General features: G+C 61.4%; 5 protein-coding genes. All 5 read left to right on the forward strand.

Annotated features, from left to right (window positions below; all coding sequences use genetic code 11):
• Positions 1 to 27 precede the first annotated feature (27 nt).
• The 5 genes from D0550_RS20910 to D0550_RS20930 all read left to right on the forward strand — a co-directional run bounded on the left by D0550_RS20910 (position 28) and on the right by D0550_RS20930 (position 21,973).
• Positions 28 to 4,383: a beta-ketoacyl synthase N-terminal-like domain-containing protein gene (locus D0550_RS20910; protein WP_206606440.1), complete on the forward strand. Its 4,356-nt coding sequence runs from the start codon at positions 28 to 30 to the stop codon at positions 4,381 to 4,383.
• A complete protein-coding gene (locus D0550_RS20915) occupies positions 4,380 to 5,603 on the forward strand; it encodes a hypothetical protein (protein ID WP_116811133.1) in 1,224 nt (407 codons plus the stop codon). The genes D0550_RS20910 and D0550_RS20915 overlap by 4 nt, the downstream gene beginning before the upstream one ends.
• A 227-nt stretch (positions 5,604 to 5,830) precedes the next feature.
• Positions 5,831 to 6,646 (forward strand): START domain-containing protein, encoded by an 816-nt coding sequence (locus D0550_RS20920; RefSeq protein ID WP_116811134.1) that lies wholly within the window; start codon positions 5,831 to 5,833, stop codon positions 6,644 to 6,646.
• Between the two features lie 61 nt (positions 6,647 to 6,707).
• Positions 6,708 to 20,201, forward strand: a complete 13,494-nt coding sequence (locus tag D0550_RS20925) for a beta-ketoacyl synthase N-terminal-like domain-containing protein (protein WP_116811135.1) — start codon at positions 6,708 to 6,710, stop codon at positions 20,199 to 20,201.
• Positions 20,198 to 21,973 (forward strand): polyketide synthase dehydratase domain-containing protein, encoded by a 1,776-nt coding sequence (locus tag D0550_RS20930; protein ID WP_116811136.1) that lies wholly within the window; start codon positions 20,198 to 20,200, stop codon positions 21,971 to 21,973. The genes D0550_RS20925 and D0550_RS20930 overlap by 4 nt, the downstream gene beginning before the upstream one ends.
• Positions 21,974 to 21,977 lie beyond the last annotated feature (4 nt).

Here is a 21,977-nt window from a genome sequence, read left to right on the forward strand (position 1 = left end):
GGCTCGGAGATGTGTATAAGAGACAGGGTGAAAGCCATCGAGGTTCGAGCGATCGAGGGCATCAGCCGGCCCGAGATCGTGAGCTATGTGCCGAATGTTGCGACCGATGTACTGCTGTCACTACGAGAGAACCTCAGCTCGGGCGTGCCGCCAGCAGCTCTGAAAGGAAAAAAGCGTGCTGTCGCCAGACGTGATGGATCTTGCCGAGCAGATCCTCGCGGCACAACTCCCCAGTCCGTCGAGCGAGGGCCCGACCCGCTGCTCGGTCGATGGCTCGAGACGAGTATCGACTACCTCACGCAGCGAGGTGTGGCGAAACGCGCCGGATTGGACGAGCTCTGGTCATCGTGGGATGCCAACGAAGCGGTATGGCAGGCGAACGCGAACACGCGAGCGCACCTGGCACTGTTGAAAGCCTGCCTGCAGGCGCTGCCCGAGATTCTGTCCGGCACGCGGCGAGCAGCGGATGTGATGTTTCCTGATTCTTCGTTGCACCTCGTGTCGGGTGTGTACGCGGGCAACGCCGTCTCGGATTACTACAACAACGTGCTGGCACAATCGCTGTGTGCGTGCATCAGGCAGCGGCGCCAGGCGGAGCCGTCGAGCAAGATTCGCATTCTGGAGATCGGCGCTGGAACGGGCGGGACGACTAAAGTGCTCCTGCCCATGCTGCGCGAACTCGATGGTGGCATCGAGGAATACTGCTACACCGATCTGTCCAAAGCGTTCCTGATACACGCAGAAGAACACTATCGACCTGACTTCCCTGCGCTGCGCACGGCGTTGTTCGACGCTTCCAAGCCGCTGGCATCGCAATCGGTGGCAGCGAATCACTACGACTTCGTGATTGCGACGAATGTGCTGCACGCGACGGCGGATATTCGCGAGACGATGCGCAATGCCAAGGCGTTGCTGAAGAAGCACGGCATTGTGCTGCTCAACGAGATGTCGGAGTGGTCGCTGTTCAATCACCTGACATTCGGGCTGCTGGACGGCTGGTGGCTGTACCAGGACGCCGCGCTGCGTCTGCCCGGCAGTCCCGGTCTTGCGCCAGCGACCTGGGGGCGGGTGCTGGAGGAAGAGGGCTTCGAGAATGTGTGCTTCCCCGCCGAGCAGGCCCGCGGATTTGGACAGCAGATCATTGTGGCGAGCAGCGATGGTCAAGTGCGGCAGCGATTGTCAGAGCGGCCTCGCGCGACACTAGCCGAAACGAACGAGCGTGCGACTGTCGCGAAGCCTGCGACGCCAACCCGCGCCAATGTTCCGGGAACAACTCTGCGCGACAAGGCGGTGGCGTACTTGCAAGGCGTCGTCGCAAAAGCGCTGCGAATGGAGCCGTCGCAGTTGGAACCCAGCCGGCCGCTCGCTGAGTATGGTTTGGATTCCATCGTCGTTGTCGGAGTCACCAGCCAGCTGCGTCGTGTGTTCCCGGGCGTGACGAGCACGCTGTTCTTCGAAGTGCGCAATATCGACGGCTTCGCGGACTTCTTGATCGAGAACAAGAGGCAGGAGCTGATCGCGCTGGTCGGTGGCGACGAGGCGGCAGCACCCGTACCCCAGCGTGAGCCCGTGCCCGCAGCGACTCGCGTCACTGTCGAAGCACGCAACGTCTCGCGACTGTCTCGACGTTCGCGTCCGCAGGCCACATCGGCAGTCGCAACCTACGCGGCGGCGGCGCCGGCAGTGTTCGACGTTGCCATCGTCGGCATCGCGGGTCGATATCCGCAGTCCGCCAACTTGAGCGAGTTCTGGAACAACCTGGCGAGCGGTCGGAACTGTGTCACCGAAGTCCCCAACGAGCGCTGGGACTGGCAGGAGTATTTCGACGCCGAGCGCGGCAAGGCCGGAAAGATCTATACGAAATGGGGCGGCTTCCTCGATCGCATCGACGCCTTCGATCCTTTGTTCTTCAAGATCGCGCCCAAGGAAGCCAAAGCCATGGACCCGCAGGAACGGCTGTTCCTGGAGTCCTGTTATCACGCCATTGAGGACGCGGGATACACGCCGGCAAGCCTGGGTGACATCGACAAGATCGGTGTGTTCGTGGGAGTCATGAACTCCAGGTACACGCCGCAGCCGCTGCACTATTCGATCGCGAACCGGGTGTCCTATGTGATGAACTTTCAAGGTCCATCGCTCGCCGTGGATACCGCTTGCTCCGCGTCGCTCACTGCGATCCACCTCGCGCTGGAAAGCCTGTATAGCGGCTCGAGCGAGTGTGCCATCGCGGGTGGCGTCAATCTGATCATCGATCCGGTCCACTATCTCGAGCTGTCTGCATTGACCATGCTGTCGGCGGGGCAGCAGTGCAAATCCTTTGGTAACGAAGCGGACGGCTTCGTCGATGCCGAAGGTGTGGGGGCGCTCGTGCTCAAGCCGTTGAGCAAAGCCGAGCGGGACGGCGATCACATCTACGGCGTGATCAAAGGCAGCGCCGTGAATGCCGGCGGCAAGACCAACGGCTACACGGTGCCGAATCCGCAAGCCCAGTCCGCGGTCATATCGAAGGCATTGCGACGTGCAAACGTGGCGGCGAATCACATCAGTTACGTCGAGGCGCACGGCACAGGCACGGCGCTTGGCGATCCGATCGAGATTGCCGGTCTCACCCGGGCATTCGGGCAGTCGACTCGCGACACCCAGTTCTGCGCCATTGGTTCGTTGAAGTCGAATATCGGCCACTGCGAGTCGGCGGCGGGCATTGCCGGCTTGACCAAGGTCCTGCTGCAGCTGAAACACAAGCAACTGGTGCCTTCGCTGCATGCCGACGTACCGAATCCGGAAATCGAATTCGAGCGCACGCCGTTCAGAGTTCAGAGAGGGCTGGAGCAATGGCCGCGGCCGCGGCGTGAGGTGGATGGCGTCACCCGAGAGATTGCTCGCACGGCTGGCGTGTCTTCATTTGGTGCCGGCGGGGCGAATGCTCATGTCATCGTGCAGGAGCATGAGTACCCAAGTGCGCCGAGCACGCTGGCCGATACCGTCATCGTCCCGGTGTCCGCAAGAACTGCCGATCAGCTGCATACCAAAGCTCGCGATTTGCTGGTTTTAATCCGTGCAGCGGCGCAATCGGTCGATCTGCTCGCGATGGCGTACACGCTGCAGGTGGGCAGAGAGCCAATGGAGGAACGAGTCGCTTTCGTGGTCGCGTCGATCGATGATCTGACGACCCAACTCGATGCATTTGTCGCTGGCGAATCGGGCGAGGGCACCTATCGGGGACGATTCAAGCGAACTCAGGGAATCGCAGCGGCGCCCGGTGGCGTCGAGGAAGCGTTGCAGGATCGCCGTTTACCGCGTCTCGCCGAACTTTGGACTCAAGGTGCGCAGATCGATTGGAGCCGGTTGTACGGGGATGCGAAACCGAGGCGCATCAGTCTCCCGCTATATCCGTTCGCGAAAGATCGGTACTGGCGCGAGAGAACGGACGTATCGAGTGGACCGGCCAAGCCGTTGGCGGAAGCAGTGCTACATCCGCTTCTACACAAGAACGTTTCGGATGTCCGCCAGCTCGGCTACAGCTCGACCTTCAGCGGCGACGAGCAATTCGTAGCCGAGCATCCGTCGGCCGGCCATGAGCCGACCTGTCGCTTGTCGTTGCCACCCGTCGTGTATCTGGAGATGGCGCGAGCGGCGATTGAGAATGCCACCGCGTCGCAATCGATCGCCCGGAGTGAGCGTCGCGTGCTTGAGCTGTTCAACATCGTTTGGGCGGAGCGCGTCACGGTGCTTGCGAACCAACCCATCACAGTGGCGCTGTTCGCCCGGGATGACGATCAGCTCGATTACGAGATCTACAGTGAGCACGAGGAAGGCGATAGCGTCCACTTCCAAGGACAGTCGGTGCTGAGCGCCGAACCTAAGCCGACGACGCTCGACATCGACCGGCTTCAGTCGCAAATGAACAGCGGCAAGCGCAGCTCCGGCAGCTTGTATAGCAGCCTCGCGGACGCTGGCTCTCAATACGGTTCCGCATACCAAGCGGTGACCGAGATCTCTCTCGGCGATCAGGAGTTGCTGGCGGAGATCAACGTGCCCAATGCAGCCGTAGATAGCAGGCTGGTCCTGCATCCCATCGTTCTGGACTGCGCTTTGCAGGTTGCCTTCGATCTCATCCCGCGCGAGCGGCGGCCTTCACAGCCGCTGGCGCTGGAATCACTGCGCATCCTCGGTGCTTGCAGCGATCGCCTGTTCGCTTGGGTGCGCTACTCGCAGAGCGAATACACCGAGCAGCCGAACATTCAACTGGACATCGATCTGTGCGATCCGCAGGGCAACGTCTGCGTACAGATGCGTGGCGTGACCTACGAGCTGGCATACGACGCAGCCCTTGATGCGAGCCGATCGATTGATTCCACCGACGTGGAAGGAACCTGGACATGAACACCGCCGATGCGTCGAAGTTTCATCAGCTCTATGGGGTCCACAACCCCAGGATGGCCTATCGCCGCGATGACTTCATCGATTACGTGTTGATGCTGGCCTTGTGCGGAGGCGTGGTCGGCCTCGTCTATGGGCTGCCGAGCGTGCTGTCCGTTATCGGGCTGACGCTCTGTGTCTGCCTGCTCGGGACCTTCCTGCTCCGGCACGGGTGGAAGCTGCGAACGCCCGTCATCGTGAAGCGGCCGCAAGATGTGCTGTACATGGTCATCTACAAGCTGCGGAATATGACGGTTCCGTACTTTCTCGCCGCGGCGTTGTTGCTGCTGGAGAATGTCCTCATCAATCTGACGCCGGGGCTGCCGCATCACACGGAATTGATGCGGAAGATTGCCATCGGCCTGTTCTACACGCATTTCATCGTGCTGACGGCGTATCGAACGGCCAGCCTGATCTCACACTTGCGACGCAAGCGTCACGTTCGCGAATTCCTTGTGCAGACTCCTTGGAAAGTGGCGTTGCAAAGGCAGCCCAGCGTGACGGTGGAGATCATGCACGCCTACTTCACCGGTCTGCTGGCGCACGTGATTCTGATTGCGCCGTGGTACCTGGTCATCACGCATGTCCAGTACTCGCTGGTGTTCCTGCCGCTGGCGCTGGTGGCGAACTTTCTGATTCATGCCAGCTTCATGAAGGTCCTGAATCGCTGGTTCTATCGCGACCACTGGCTGGGCCACAACTCGGAGCTGGAGTTCGTCTATCTGCACGGGCCGCATCACGACGCCATTCCGAGCGGCCTGATCGGCGTGTCGGGCAACGGCTTTCTGGAGGGGTTTGCGCGCTATACGCTGGGCGGTCCCGGCATTTTCTACAACCCGCTGCTGCTGTTCGCGATCTACAGCATCGACGTGAAATCGGACATCGACGGGCACCAGTTCATTCCCGGCGTGTATCCGCGCATCCCCAAAGAATTCCAGGACATCAACCAGCACTCGACGCACCACTATGGCCAGCTGACGCCGTACGGGGTGGGCATGAACCTGGATCAGCCGGAGCTTCCAGAGGCGATCCTGAAGAAGTATCGATTCCTGCCCAAGGAGATGCAGCACGCGATCAAGCTGGACGAGCAATTGAACGGCTTCAAGTGGCATACCCCCAAGTACCGTCGCTTCGTGGAGCTGTATTCGCGGCACGCCAGCACGGATGACGACACTCGCCACTGACCCCGCTGCGCGACCTGACAAAAGCAACAGGCATCAATCCAGGCGCGCTTTGTTATCTTCATCCCACCCCGTCGCGTGACCCACGCGAATCGAAAGGGCGGAGCCTGCCCGATCCACTTCCGGTAGCTCCGCCCGCAATTTTCTCGCTGTTTTCCTGACCTTCGACCCATTCCGAATGGCGCCGTGCGTACGCGTGCGCCAGCAAAAATCATTCAAGGAGCGCATCCATGTCGAATGCAAGCCTGGCGGCACAGCCGCAGCGGCGCGGGCGGAAGTTTCTGAAAATCGCCCTCTACGGCAGCTGCGTTGCCGCGGCGCTGCTGGTCGGCGCGCACTACACCTGGAAGATGTCGGGTTCGGACCAGTGGCGACTGGTCTCGGACAGGGAGGGCGTGCGGGTCTACGAGCGCAAGCCGTCCGGCTCGACCTTCAAGCAGTACAAGGCGAGCATGCGCATGAAATCCACGATGAATCGAGTCGTGGCCGGCATGATGGATCGGGATCTGAAGTCCTGCGCGGAATGGAATCCCGGCTGCGTCAGCGAACAAACGGTGCAGCCCTGGGATCAGCAGGATCGCAGCTTCGTGCATTTCTATCGTGTGAATCTGCCGGATCCAATGACACCGCGAGAGTTCCTGCTCAAAGCGCAGTTCACGCCGGACCTGCAAGATCAGTCCGTCTTCATCCAATACACGGCGATGCCGGACGAGCTGCCGCGCAACGACTGCTGTTATCGCGTCACCCACATGAACAACAACTGGCGCTTCACGCCAGCCGGCAAGGGTGAGATCGAGGTGGACTTCATGCAGGACATGGACGTGGGCCTGCCTTACTTCGTCTATAACCTGCTCGCGCCCGGCTTTGTCCACGACGGGCTGCTGTCTCTGCCGAAGATCGTCAACCAGGCGAAGTACGATCAGGAAAACGGGCTGTTCGCCACGACCCCAGCCACGCCGACGCTGAAGACGCCGACCACATTGGCGTCACCGATCATTACGACCCGAGCACCGGCCAGCGCCTTTGCCACTGTGGCGTCTCAGTGATGCGTCATTGAGCCCAGGCGCACCCGCATCGTCCGGCGAAATCTCAGAGTAAGCAAACTCGATGAGCAGCCAAATTCTCGATATTCGATCCTTCGTCGATCAGGACGCGGTCGAGGCTTCATGGCCCGCGGATCCTACGATTGCCGTACTCGCCAAAGAGCCTGCGACGCACTGCCTCGACGGGGCGGGCAGGCCGCTCGAACCGATGGTCGTGCTGAATCAGTGGCAACAGCAGTTGCGAGTTCATGCGGAAACATTCCGCGAGCCGCGGCCCGGCACTCGCGAGCGGCCCCAGCAGACCGAGCTGTCGGGCGATGACTATTTCGACGCCGTCAATCATCTCGCGCATCGCTATCCCATCAGCTCGGAGGCATTCATCGTCCTGGCCGGCAGCGTTGGCCTGTTCAGCGATGAGCCGATCAAGCAGTACCCGAACATCGATAGCCTCTGTCGTACCAGTCTGCGTCGCTTCTGCAAGCGTGATTACGTCGTGCGCTACGCGGCGGAGGGCGATCTGGACCGCTTGTGCGAGCTCGAGAAGCTGTGCTGGCAGCACACGCGGACGCCGAAACAACGAATCCGCGCGCGCTTGCAGAAGTATCCCCAAGGTCAGTTCGTGCTGGAGCGGGCGGGGCGAGTGCTGGGTGTGATCTATAGCCAGCGCATCGATGACGTTGACGCGCTCGACGAAGCAAACGCCACGAACGTGCACCGCCTGCATCAAGACGCGGGCTCCATCATCCAGCTGCTGGCCGTGAACATCGATCCGGACGCGCAGAACTTCGGCTATGGCGATCAGCTGCTGGAGTTCATGTTGCAACGGTGTGGCCTGGTCGCGGGTGTCGATCGCGTCGTCGCAGTCACGTTGTGTAAGGATTTCGACGCAAGCGGTGCGCAGTCGATCGATCGTTACATCCGGCTGCAGGGCAACGATCAGGATGCCGTGCTGGCATTCCACGAGACGCACGGCGCCACGGTGGTCAAATCGCTGCCGGGGTATCGACCGCAGGATCGCGCAAATCGTGGCCACGGTGTATTGGTGACCTACGACATTCGCCACCGCGAGCCTCGATCGAAACAAAACGGTGCCGTTGCAACCACTCGCGTCGTGACGATGCTGCCCCGGCAGCTCGAACAGTTCGTCCAGGACAGCGTTACGGAATTGCTGGGCGTCGATGCACGCGAGTTTCAAGTCGATCGGCCGTTGATGGAAATGGGCCTGGACTCCGCCGACCTGCTGAAGCTGCAACTGAAGGTCGAGGCGCGGCTGGAGTGCCGGTTGCAAGCCGGCTTCTTTTTCGAGTTCAACAGCACGCGCAAGGTGACCGATCGGCTGTTGACGTTGGTGCGGTTCGATTCCACCGGCGAGAGAAGGATCTCGGATAGCGACGACGACTCCGACGGGCGCGGTGCGAGCTCGAAAAAGGCCAAGAGCCTGGACACGGACATCGCCATCATCGGCATGTCCTGCAAACTTCCGGGCGGTATCGAGACCCCGGACCAGCTGTGGCAGACGCTGGTCGGCGCAACCTCGGTCGTGGGCTCGTTTCCTCAGAGCCGAGGGCGATGGCCAGCCAGCAGCGACATGCCCGGTATCGACAAGGGCGGCTTCGTCAACGATGCAGATGCCTTCGACGCCGCTTTTTTCCGGATGTCGCCAGCCGAAGCAGTCGTCACCGATCCGCAGCAGCGGATGTTGTTGCAACTGGCGTGGGCTTGCCTGGAGGACGCCGGCACGTTGCCGGCCGCGCTCCAAGGTACCAAGGCCGGCGTTTTCATTGGCGCCAGCAATTGCGACTACAGCCGTCTCACGCAAGCGGCGGGGCTGGAGGTTCAAGCGCATCACGGTGTCGGCAGCTCGCTCGCCATCCTGGCCAACCGTCTATCGTACTTTTTCGACTGTTCCGGTCCGAGTCTGCTGATCGATACCGCTTGTTCCTCGTCGCTGGTCGCTCTGCATTCAGCCGTTCAGTCGCTGCGTTCCGGTGAGTGCACGACGGCGCTGGTCGGCGGTGTGAACCTCATTTGTCATCCCGATCTGTCGATTGCCTATCACAAGGCGGGCATGCTCGCGGCTGACGGCCGCTGCAAAACCTTCGACGCCACCGCGAATGGTTACGTGCGCTCGGAAGGCGCCGTGATGCTGCTGCTCAAGCCGCTGAAACAGGCGATCGAAGATCACGATCGCATTCATGCAGTCATCAAGGGCAGCGCCACCAATCACGGCGGCCTCGCTGGTGGCTTGACCGTGCCCAATCCCCAGAAGCAAAGCGAGCTGCTGCGAGCGGCCTGGAAAGATGCCGGTGTCGCTGCGCGGGATCTCACATATATAGAGGCGCACGGCACGGGCACGTCGCTGGGCGACCCGATCGAGATCCAGGGCATTCAAACCGCGTACGGCGACGAGCAGGCCGGCAAGGCGTGTGCGATCGGTTCGGTGAAGAGCAACCTGGGGCATCTGGAGCCGGCAGCCGGTATCGCAGGTCTGCTCAAGATCGTGCTTTGCATGCAGAACGGTCAGCTGCCGCCGTCGCTCAACTTTTCCCGCCTCAATCCCAAGATTCGCCTGGAAGGCACGCCGTTTCATGTGCAGGAGCGGCTCGGCCCGTGGGCTGCGGAGCGACGGGTCGCGGGCGTCAGTAGCTTCGGCTCGGGGGGCGCCAACGCGCACGTGGTCATTGCGGAATACTCGGGTGACACAAGCGCCGAATCATCGGCGCACGAGCAATTGTTTGTTTTGTCCGCCGCCAACGATGAGCGCCTGCGTACTTACGCCGGCGAAGTCATGCAATGGCTGAAAAGTTCGGCGACTGACGCCAATTTCTCCGATGCCATCTACACGTGGCAGGTTGGCCGCACGCCGATGAAGGCGCGATTGGCGATCAGAGTGACGGACGCCACGGACTTGCGCGCCAAGCTGAGCGGCTGGCTGACCGGTGCTGAGGATTCAGTGACTGTCTGGTCGGGCACGACCGATTCAGCTGCTGCCGGGCTTGGGCGAGTGTGGCAAGGCAAGGCCGGGAAACGTCTGATCGAGCAGGCGTTGCAGGATCATGATATCGAGCAGCTGGCTGAGCTGTGGACCTCGGGTGTCGACATCGATTGGCGCAGAGGTCAAACGGCCACTCACGCGAAAGTGAGCTTGCCAACGTATCCGTTCGCGAAGGATCGCTACTGGGTGACGGATGACGCGACCCACAGCGTCAGCTTCGGTGCTACGGTCAATGTGCTGCATCCGTTGCTGCATGCGAATACTTCGGATCTGTTCCAGCATGGCTACAGTTCCACGTTCACTGGCGACGAGTTCTTCCTCGCCGATCATCGCGTGAACCTTGGAGAGCAGGGTAGCGAACGAGTGTTGCCCGCAGTTGCCTATCTGGAGATGGCGCGCGCGGCGGTCGCAAGAGCACTGCCAGCATCGCCGGAGGGATCGTTGCTCGAACTCCGCGATGTCGAGTGGACCCGACCGCTGATCGTCGACGGCAGCAAGCAGGTCAGTATCAAGCTGACTGCGCAGGGCGATGATCAGATCGAGTACCAGGTAGCGACCCAGGAAGAGGGGCAGGAGACGACTCACTGTAACGGGCGCGCGCTGTTCTGCAGTGATGCTTTGCCATCCAAGCTTGATCTGCAGCAGCTGAAAGCTGAAATGGGCAGCGCACGGATTGACTCGGCCGGCGTTTACGATGCTCTCGCAGCGATGGGACTGTTGTATGGTCCAGCGCATCGCTCGATCACCTCGATCCATCGTGGCGAGCGCCAACTGCTGGCCGAGCTCAGTCTGCCGGCGACTGCTGGCCGTGACTTCCAGCTTCATCCGAGCTTGTTGGACGGTGCCCTGCAGGCGGCGATCTGCCTCAGCATCGATATGAATCGCGCTCCTGGCCGTGCAGCCATGCCGTTCGCGCTGGAATCACTTCGCATCATTGGTCCATGCACCGAGAAGATGTTCGCTCTCGTGCGCTATGCGGCCGGCAGTCACGCCAGCGATGCCGTCAAGAAGTTCGATATCGACCTTTGCGACGCGCAGGGAAACGTCAAAGTGCAGTTCCGCAAGTTCTCCGCGCGGGATGTCAAGGGCGACGGTCCACGGCCGAGAAAGCTCACTTCGGACCTGCAGTGTTTCGTACCGATCTGGAATCCGCTGCGCTCCGAGTGGCGCGAGCAGAGCACGTTTCCAGATTTGGCCAAGGTGTTGCTGCTGGGAACGGATGCGGCTCATCTGGACTGGTTGCAGCGGACGCACACGAATGTAGAGGCGCTGGAACTGGCGTCCTCTGCGAGCATCGAAGCGGCACAGCGGGCGCTCGAGTCTTGCTCCTTTGAACATCTGATGTGGATTGCGCCGGACGTGGCCGGCGATGTCGACGGTTCGATGATCGACGCGCAGCAAGACGGCGTGCTGGCCGTGTTCCGAATCGCAAAAGCGCTGTTACAGCTCGGCTATGCGGACAAGGAGCTCGCGTGGACGCTTGTTACTCGCCACACCCAGCAAGCGAGGAAGTCCGATCCGGTGCGTCCGGCACATGCCGCAATTGCTGGCTTTGTTGGCAGTCTGGCGAAGGAATATCCGCACTGGAATCTGACGTTGCTGGACGTCGATTCGTTGGACGCAGTGACCGCGGCCGAGTGCCTGTCACGAGCGACCCGTAGCACGCGTGCTGGGCGGCTCGCGCATCGCGAAGGAGAGTGGTTGCAGCAGACCTTTGCTCGAGTGCCGTCAGTGCCGCAGTCACGCCCCGTGTACTACAAGCAGAAGGGCGTGTACGTCGTCATCGGTGGTGCGGGCGGCCTGGGCGAAGTGTGGAGCCGCTTCATGATCGAGCACTTCCAGGCCCGCATGGTCTGGATCGGTCGTGACGAGTTGAATGCCGCTGTTCAAGCGAAGATCGACGCGCTAGCTCGGCTCGCCGGGCCGACGGGCCGCGCGCCTCTATATATAAGAGCGGACGCCACCGACCCGGACGCCCTGCAGCGCGCGTTGGACACCATTCTGCAAACGTATCCGGCCGTCGATGGCGTCGTGCATTCGGCCATCGTCCTGCAGGACAAGAGCGTACAGCTCATGGAGGAGAGCCGATTCCGTGCCGGGCTCGCCGCGAAAGTCGATATCAGCGTGAACCTGGATCGCGTGTTCGGCCAGCAGCCGCTCGACTTCATGCTGTTCTTTTCATCGATTCTGTCCTTCATCACGTCGCCCGGCCAAGCCAACTACGCGGCGGGCTGCACGTTCAAGGACAACTTTGCACATTACCTGGAGCAGCAGCGTCCCTATCCGGTGAAGATCGTGAATTGGGGCTACTGGGGCAACGTCGGCATCGTCGCCGATGACGCGCACAGCAAGAGCATGGAGCGCCTCGGGATCGGCTCCATCGAGCCGCGCGAGGGCATGCCATTCCTGCAGTCGCTGGTCAGCTCGGATTTGAGCCAGGCGGCGTTAATCAAGACTGTCGCAGGCCGCAGCCCGGAGAACATCGAGTTCTCGGAGCAGTGGGTTCATCTTGGACAAGCTCGCGCCGAGAAAGATCTCGGCGGCGATGAGCTGCCGACCCTCGTCACTTGCCAGGAGCCTGCTGCACGAGAGGGAGGATTGCAGACTCCGATGATGGATGAGTTGCTCGCGGAGCTGCTCCTGTCGAGCCTGGTCTCCATGGGACTGTTTCAGCGTGGTGTGCGCCGATTGGCGGACTTGCCGGCGCAGCGACGACTCACTTCATTCCACGAGCGTTGGTTGGAGAGCAGCATTGGCTACTTGCGCCAGCATGCGTGGCTCACGGCGGATCTCACGCCCACCAGCAAAGTCAGGCCGCTGAGCGAGGTGTGGATCGATTGGCAAGACAGACAGTCGCAATGGATCACGCATGCAGATCTGCGCGCCCAGGTGGTCTTGCTGGACGCATGCTTGAGCTCGCTGCCCGATATTCTGCTCGGCAAGCAGTCCGCGACGGACGTGATGTTCCCGAATTCCTCGATGCACCTCGTCGAAGGGATTTACGGCGGCAACGCGGTGGCGGACTTCTTCAACGCCGCGCTCGGCGAGACCCTGCTGACCCACATCCAGCGTCGCAAGAGGAGCGGTAGAGAAAGCGGGATTCGCATCCTCGAAATCGGTGCCGGCACGGGTGGTACCACCGCCAGCATCTTGCCGGAGCTGCGCAATCTGCCGATCGCCGAGTATTGCTACACCGATGTGTCCAGGGCCTTCCTGATGCACGCGGAGAACCACTATCAGCCGGGCTTTCCTGCGCTGACCACAGCGCTCTTCGATGTTTCCAAGCCGGTTGCCTCGCAGGCGATCGAGCTGGGCTGCTATGACTACGTCATCGCAACGAATGTGCTGCACGCTACGCCCAATATCCGGCAGACCGTCCGCAATGCCAAAGCCGTTCTCGCCCAAGACGGCGTGCTGCTGCTGAACGAGATCAGCAGCTGGTCGCTGTTCAGTCATCTGACCTTCGGCTTGCTGGAAGGGTGGTGGCTGCACGAGGACTCGGCGCTGCGCCTGCCCGGCAGCCCAGGGTTGTCTCCCGAAAAGTGGCGCGATGTGTTGACGGAGGAGGGCTTCGGCACCGTCACTTTCCCAGCGCAGCACGCGCATCGATTCGGACAGCAGATCGTCGCTGCGCGCAGTGACGGATGGGTGCGGCAGCATCTTGAGCATCGGGCGCCAATCGTTCTGGATAGCAGCGAGGCTGTTGCGGCTCCGGCGAAGGCGATGGTTGCTGAAAGCGTGCCCGCGAGCTCTGACGTGTCCATGCGCACGGCGGCCATCGCGCACTTTCAGCAAGTGATTGCGTCGGTGTTGCGGATGCAGCCGCATGAGATCGAGGCGCGTCGTCCGTTCGCGGAGTATGGACTGGACTCCATTCTGATCGGCCAGCTCAACTATCAGCTGCGCAAAGTCTTCCCCGGCATCTCCAGCACCTTGTTCTTTGAAGTTCAGACCGTCGCCGGCCTGGTCGATTATCTGCTGGAGAACAGAAAGGACGAGCTGCGGAACGTCCTGCCCAGCTCGAAGCCCGTTGCTTCAGCTCCGCAGGCAGCTGCAGCCGCGCAAGAGCGCTCGCGACCGTTACCAATTTCTCCGTCGCAACACTCTAGGGGCGGTCGCCCGGAGCGCGAGCAGTTGACACCGCCGCCGGCTGCGGCGTCAGCGGTTTTCGATGTTGCCATCGTCGGGTTGAGCGGACGTTATCCGCGCTCCAACGACCTGAAAGAATTCTGGTCGCATCTGGCCAACGGCCGCAGCTGCGTCACTGAAATTCCTGCAGAGCGCTGGCGCTGGGAGGACTACTACGACGCGGACAAGGGCAAGTCCGGCAAGATCTATAGCAAGTGGGGCGGATTCCTGGACGGCATCGACGAGTTCGATCCGCTGTTCTTCAAGATCGCGCCCAAGGAAGCCAAGCGCATGGACCCGCAGGAGCGCTTGTTCCTGCAATCCTGCTATCAAGCCATAGAGGATGCAGGGTACACGCCTGAAGGCCTGGGACCGGCCGGGAAGATCGGCGTCTTTGCCGGCGCGATGAACGCTCGTTACATCCCGCAGCCGGCGCACTATTCCATCGCCAATCGGGTCTCGTATGTTTTCAATTTTCAAGGCCCATCGATGGCAGTGGATACGGCGTGCTCGTCGTCGCTGACCGCGGTTCATCTGGCCCTGGAGAGTTTGTATAGCGGTTCGAGCGACTGCGCGATCGCCGGCGGCGTGAATCTCATCATCGACGCGGTCCATTACATGGAGCTGTCGCAGATGACCATGCTGTCGAGCGGCAGTGAATGCAAATCGTTCGGCGAGCACGCGGATGGATTCGTGGACGCGGAGGGCGTCGGCGTCGTCGTACTGAAGCCGCTGCACCAGGCGCAACGCGACGGCGATCACATCTACGCAGTCATCAAGGGCAGCGCCGTCAATGCGGGCGGCAAGACCAATGGCTACACCGTCCCCAACCCAATTGCGCAGGCGTCGCTGGTATCTCTGGCGTTGGAGCGCGCCAAGGTGGCTCCGGAACACGTGAGCTACATCGAGGCGCACGGTACGGGTACTGCCCTCGGCGATCCCATCGAAATCGCTGGACTGACGCGCGCATTCAAAGGCACGAGCGCGGGCATGCAGTACTGTGCCATCGGTTCGTTGAAGTCGAACATCGGTCACTGCGAATCGGCCGCTGGCATCGCGGGTCTGACGAAGGTGCTGCTGCAGCTCAAACATCAGCAACTGGTGCCGTCGTTGCACTCCGAAGTCACCAACTCGCGCATCGATTTCGAGCAAACGCCGTTTCGCGTTCAGCGCGGCCTGCAGCACTGGGCGCGTCCCAAGCGTGAGATCGACGGTGTCGTGCGCGAGATACCGCGTATCGCCGGCGTGTCTTCATTCGGTGCAGGCGGATCGAATGCCCATGTGATCCTGCAGGAGTATCTGCCGGCGATCGACATTCGACGCTCCAACACGGGGACAGGGGGCACACCGATGATCGTTCCGCTGTCCGCGAGGACGGCGGAGCAGCTCGAACAGAAGGTGCGCGATCTGCTGGCCTTCGTTCGCGGCTCCGAGGGAATCGATCTTGCAGCCCTCGCATATACGTTACAGATCGGACGCGAGGCCATGGACGAGCGTCTCGGCATGATCGTGAGCTCGGTCGAGCAACTGACTGCGAAGTTGCAGGCTCATCTGGATGGCAAGCCGGACCGCGACGATGTGCGAGGGCAGGTCAAGCGCTCCGCAGCCGGGCTCGGCGGTGACGATGAGTTCGTAGATAGCGCAATGGCGAGCAGAGATCTGGCAAAGCTACTGAACCAGTGGGCGAAGGGGCGGACGCTGGATTGGAGCAAGCTCTACGGCGAGATTCCGCCTGCACGCTTGAGCTTGCCCACTTATCCATTTGCCAAAGAACGCTATTGGATGGACAGAACGGCAGAAGCACGCGCCGTGACGACGCCGAGATCGGCTGTGCTGCATCCATTGCTACACACGAATACCTCAGATCTCGAGCAGCATCGGTATAGCTCAACATTCACCGGCCGCGAGTCCTTCCTCGTCGAGCGAACCCTGCCTGCGGGCGCGTATCTGGAAATGGCGCGAGCCGCCGTCGAGCACGCATCGCCGGCACAACCAGAATCGGCAGTGATCGAGTTGCGAGATGTCGTTTGGGCGGGACCGATGGAAGTCGACCCGGCGCGCCCGATCAGCGTCGCCTTGCGCACCGGCGCGACGGGCGGCGTCGACTTCGAGATCTACAGCGAGAGCGACCAGGAGTTCGTCTACTGTCAGGGTCGAGCCATTGTCGATTCGTCGGAGCCGTCGGTGCTCGACATCTCTCACATCGAGAGTCAGATGAATCGAGGCAAGCGCGAGGGCAGCGGGGTGATCTCGGCGATTCACGCGGGCGATGGACAACTCGTCGCGCACCTGTGTTTGCCTGCGGAGGTCGCGGCTAGTTTGCCGGATTTCGGTTTGCATCCGAGCTTGATCGAAGGTGCTTTGCAGGCAGGGGCCTTGATCGAGAACTGGCAGGGCGCATCACACGCACCGCTGGAACTGCAGTCCCTACGTGTGCTGCGCAAATGTGAGTCGGAGATGGTGGCGTGGGTTCGCTACTCAGCGGGCGATCTCGTCGATGTCGATCTCTGCGACACGCAAGGGCGCGTCTGCGTGCAGATGCGTGGGATCAGCTATCCAGCCATAGCCGCGCCCAGCGACGAGAGAGCGGTGCACCTGGTGACTCCTGTTTCTGTTACGGCGCGCGCGCCGAAGCCGAAGGAAATCGCAATGCTCCCGACTGTTCAGAAATCCGTCGTGCTCGCCGAGCTTTGCTCGCCGGAGGCCGCTCCGGCCGAGCGCAAGAAAGCCACCGGTATTTCATTGGCCGCGCCAGCTGACGCTGCCACCTCGACCGCTGTGAGCCTGTACGAGCACGGCAATGGCATTTATTCCATTCGAATCGACACGTCCGAGGGCAATACGCTGTCCGGAAACGTGATCCAGCAATTCCATCAGGCGCTGGGTACGGCCAGGCAAGCCGTTGACTTGAAGACACTGATCGTCAACGGCGCCGAGCAAGGATTCTTGCGTGGTGGTCGCGAACAATACCAAGACGCTCTCGAGCAAGGACTCGTCGACACGATCGCTTCCTTTCCTTGTCCTGTCATCGCAGCGATGCGAGGCGATGCGATCGGCGCCGGCCTCCTGATCGGCGCGCTCGCGGATTTCATGATCTGCAGCGAGGAGGCGAGCTACAGCTACACTCAGCTGAGCGACGACTTCTATCCGACGGCGCAACAAGCTGCGCTTTTCAACGAGCGCTTCGGCGAGGCCCGCACGCAGGATCTTCTGTATGTGTCGCTGATAGCGACGGGTGCAGAGCTGCGCGAAAGGAGCTGGACGTGTCCAATCGTTCCACAAGCGGAAGTCGAGAGTTACGCGCTGCGCCTGGCGGAGACGCTGGCCGCCAAGTCACAAAAGGCGTTGCACCTGTTGAAGCAGCATCTGTCGCGCCGCTCGATCGAACTGGTCAGGGAGCTTGCCGTCGATCCAGTGGAGCGCTCGACGGTCGAGCGCCCGCTGAACGAGGCCGGATTTGCGGCTCGAATCACTTCACCCTCCGGCGATCTGCAGTTGGAGAGCCATGCGGGCAACGTGCTGCTGATCAGAATCCGGGACACCCGGCAGTCATGGGAAGACTTGTTTCACGACCTGCGGGATGTGTTTGCGAAGGTCAGTGCAGCCTCTTGTCACAAAGTCATCGTCCTGGCGAGCGACTGCCCCGAATTTCTGCCGCCGGCCATTCCCGCGTCGGCGGAGGCGGCGAGAAAGCTATGGCGCCTGATCCTCGACGCCAAAGTTCCGGTGATTGGGGCTCTGAGTCGCAATGCCCGCGGCTTCGCCTGGTTGACCAGCCAGCTTTTCGACGCGTGCATCTATAACAAGGACGGACGCTACTCGCTCGTCGATGCTGGCGGTGAGTTCGCGGTGGCAGATGAAGCAGCGGCGCTCTTCCCGCTGCGCTTCGGCGAGTATTTCGGCAAGGAGCTGTTGCTGACCGGAGTGGAATACACGGGCGCCGAGTTGCAGCGACGTGTCGGCGCACTCAGTGTCCATGACCACGATCAAGTGCTGCCCGCAGCACTGCGGCTGGCCGGCGCGTGGTCTTCGCTTCGCGCCGATGCCATTGGCGCGTGGAAGCGGCATATGGCTGCGATGGTGCGCGACCGATTGGCGGGTATGCCGATGGGCGGTGCCGAGGCTCAGGACAACATTGCATCACTGCCTGTTTCGCCGACTCCGGTTGCGCTCAAATCATCCGTCATCTCGGCGACTGCGCACCCTGAAGGCATCCTGGTCATCAGGATGGAGGACCGCCAGGCCAAGAACATGTTCTCCAAAGCCTTCGTCGAAGGTGTCGAAGAAGTGTTCGCCCACATCAAAGCGACCTCTGCCTATAGGGCCGTGATCCTCACCGGCTACGACAGCTACTTCGCCTGCGGCGGGACGCAAGAGAGTCTGCTCGCCATCCAGGAAGGCAAGGAGAAGTTCACCGACGCCAGGATCTACCAGCTGGCGATGGAATGCGATGTGCCGGTGATCGCGGCCATGCAAGGGCATGGCATCGGCGGCGGATGGACGCTGGGCATGTTTGCCGACCTCGTCGTGATGAGCGAGCAAAGCCGTTACGTGAGCCCTTACATGGACTACGGATTCACGCCGGGTGCTGGCGCGACGTTGATTCTGCCGCGGCAGCTCGGTGCCGATCTCGCGAAAGAAAGCCTGCTGACAGCACAGCCATACACGGGCACGCAGCTTCGCGACCGCGGACTGTTGCTTCCTGTGGCGTCGCGAAGCGAGGTGCTGCCGACCGCAATGGCGTTGGCAAGAAAGATCGCGCAGATGCCGCGCAGCCGGTTGGTGCGACTCAAACAGCAGCTCACGCAACCCGTGCTGGCCGTCGTGGACCAAACCTACCGGCTGGAGCTGGCGATGCATGACCAGACGTTTGTCGGCCAGTCGGCAGCGATGGAGCAGATTCAACGCAATTTTCTGCAGATCGGTGCGGCGGAGGGCGAACTCCAGGCGCCTGTCGCTGCGCCGAGTGCGCCGGCAACGCGTGTTGAAGGCAATGCGCTACCCGCAATTACGGCAAAGCTCAAACAACTGCTGGCGCAAGAGCTGCACATGCAGGAGAGCGATGTCGACGAGGATGTGCAGTTCATCGACCTGGGCATGGATTCGATTGCGGCCGTGACCTGGGTGCGAAAGATCAATGAGGCTTACAAGCTGTCGATGCTGGCCACCAAGGTGTACAGCTATCCCACGCTGAGCCAGCTTGCCCGTCACATTAAAGAGGAGACCGACAAGCAGGCGCCGCAGGCAACTGTGAGCAGCCCTGCTGTCGCAGACGTGCCGGTCGCTTCGCCACCGCCGAAGGCGCGGGTTCCCTATACGAGCGCGGCCAAGCTCACGACAAGAAAGCTCGTTTCCTGGCGCAACCGCGCGCCTGCGAGACAGGCTCCGCGTGCGGCGGAGGCCTCGCCGTCGCAGCCGATCGCTGTCGTCGGTATGGCGGGGCAGTTTCCGCAAGCCCGAAATCTGGACGAGTTCTGGCGCAACATTGCCGAAGGCAAGAACTGTATCGCGCGCGTGCCGACGCAGCGCTGGGACATGGACGAGTACTACACCGACGGCGCCGTCGTCGCTGGCAAGACCAATTGCCAGTGGATGGGGGCCCTGGACGAGTACGACTTGTTCGATCCATTGTTCTTCAACATCTCTCCGGTCGAAGCGGAGTGCATGGATCCGGAACAGCGGTTGTTCCTGCAAGCCTGCTGGCACAGCATTGAAGACGCCGGCTACGACGCCAAATCGTTGTCGGGTAGCAAGTGCGGCGTCTTTGTCGGGTGTACGGGAAGCGACTATCGCCAGTTGGCCCCGGAGCTGCGTTTCTCCGCGCAAGGTTTCACAGGCGGCGCCAATTCCATCCTTGCGGCGCGCATTTCCTATCTGCTGAATCTGCGCGGGCCGAGTGTGTCCGTCGACACCGCGTGCTCGTCATCGCTAGTGGCCCTGGCTCAGGCCTGCGATAGCCTTGCGTTAGGTAACAGCGATGTGGCGTTGGCCGGCGGTGTTGCGCTGATGGCGACGCCCGAGATGCACATCAAAACGGCGCAAGCGGGCATGCTCTCGCCCGACGGCCGCTGCTTCACTTTCGATCAGCGAGCCAATGGCTTTGTCCCTGGCGAAGCGGTCGGTGTCGTGATGTTGAAGCGGCTGGCCGATGCCGAACGCGACGGCGATACGATCTACGGCGTCATTCAGGGCTGGGGAGTCAACCAGGACGGCAAGACCAACGGCATCACCGCACCGAATCCCGAGTCGCAGACTCGTCTGCAGCAGGATGTCTACGATAAGTATCAGATCGATCCCGCCGGCATTCAGTTGATCGAGGCGCATGGCACCGGCACGAAAAGCTCGGCGATCCCAATCGAAAGTCGAGGGCTCAAAAAAGGATCCTTTCGGCAAGGTACACGCAGAAGAGAAGCTACTGCGCGCTGGGCTCGGTGAAGAGCAATGTCGGTCACTGTCTGGCGGCTGCCGGCATCGCGGGCTTCATCAAGATCGTGCTGGCCCTGCGGCATCGTCAGCTGCCACCCACCGTCAATTTTGATCGGCTCAACGAGCACATCGCTCTCGCCGACACGCCGTTTTACGTGAACGATCGATTGCAGGCTTGGGAAGTCGCGGATACGGACCGACGACGTGCAGCGATCAGTGCGTTCGGCTTCAGCGGTACGAATGCTCATGTGGTGGTGGCTGAACCGCTGGCGCGAGAGGAAGTGCGGAAGTCAGCTGCGCCACGCACGGATGGCAATGGCGTCGTCGTCCCGCTGTCGGCGCGCATGCCCGAGCAGCTGGAGCAGAAGGCTCGGGAGTTGCTGGACTTCATTCGTAACGCCGAGGATCCGATCGATCTGGTGGATCTGGCCTACACGTTGCAAGTGGGCCGGGAAGCGATGGAGGAGCGACTTGGATTCCTGGTGAGCTCGATTGCGCAGCTCACCGAAAAACTCGATGCGTTCCTGAGCGGCGCACGCGAGAGCGAAGGCGTGCATCGTGGACAGATGCAGGATGCCAAGGACAGTTTGAGCATCTTCGCCCAGGACGCCGACATGAGAGACGCCATCGTCGATCGATGCATCGCGCAGCGGCAGCTCGGCAAATTGTTGAGCTTGTGGGCCAAGGGCCTGGATCTCGACTGGCGCAAGCTGTACGGCGAGATCAAGCCAAAACGCATTCGTCTGCCGTTGTACCCGTTTGCTAAGCAGCGCTACTGGATCGATTCGTCGTCTGCGACACAGACAGCCACGACGTCAACGGCCCTGCATCCCCTGTTGCACACGAACACGTCGGATTTCACGGCGCAAAGCTACCGCTCCAAGTTCACCGGCACGGAAACTTTCCTGCGAGATCACCGCGTCAAGCTCGGTGGCCGTGGTGTGCAGAAGGTGTTGCCAGGTGTCGCGTATCTGGAGATGGCTCGCGCAGCGATTCAGCACGCCGCGCCGGCTCAAGCGAAATCGCCCGTGCTGGAGATCAGCGAGTTTGTCTGGTTGAAGCCGTTGGTGGTGACCGAGCCCAAGGAAGTCAGCATCGCTCTGTCGCGTAACGATCAGGACGCGAACATCAACTACGAAATCTTCAGCGAGGACGCGGCAGGCCGGAGTGTCCACTGTCAGGGGTTCGCGGCGTACAAGCCGTTGTCAGCGACCCCGCGGCTGGATCTCGATCAGCTCAAGGGACAGATGACCCGAGGGGCGGTCGATTGCGACGCGCTGTATGGAATGTTCGATGTGATGGGCCTGCAGTACGGTTCAGCTCATCGCGGCATCACTTCGCTGCATCTGGGAAATCATCAGCTCCTGGCTCAGCTGCGGTTGCCGGAGTGCGTCCTGCAGGGCAGTGCGGCGTTTCAATTGCATCCTTCCTTGATGGATTCGGCCTTGCAGGCTTGCGCCGGATTGATCGTCGACTTCGCCCAGCCTCCGGGCGAGCCGCTGGTGCCCTTTGCTCTCGCATCGCTGCAAGTCTTCTCCGCCTGCACCGAAGAGATGTTCGCCTGGTTGCGTTACTCGTCTGGCAGTCGCCCAGAAGACAAGGTCATTCGGCTGGACATCGACGTGTGCGACCGACACGGCAGTGTCTGCGTGCAAATGCAGGGCTTCTCGGCGCGAGTGGCGGAAAGCGCCGCCAGCTTCGACAGCGCGTTCTATGGGCGGCTGCTCGAACGAATCATGACCGGCGAGGTGTCGGCGATGGACGCGGCAGAGTTGGGCTGAGCGC

The sequence above is a fragment of the Steroidobacter cummioxidans genome (genome assembly GCF_003104955.1).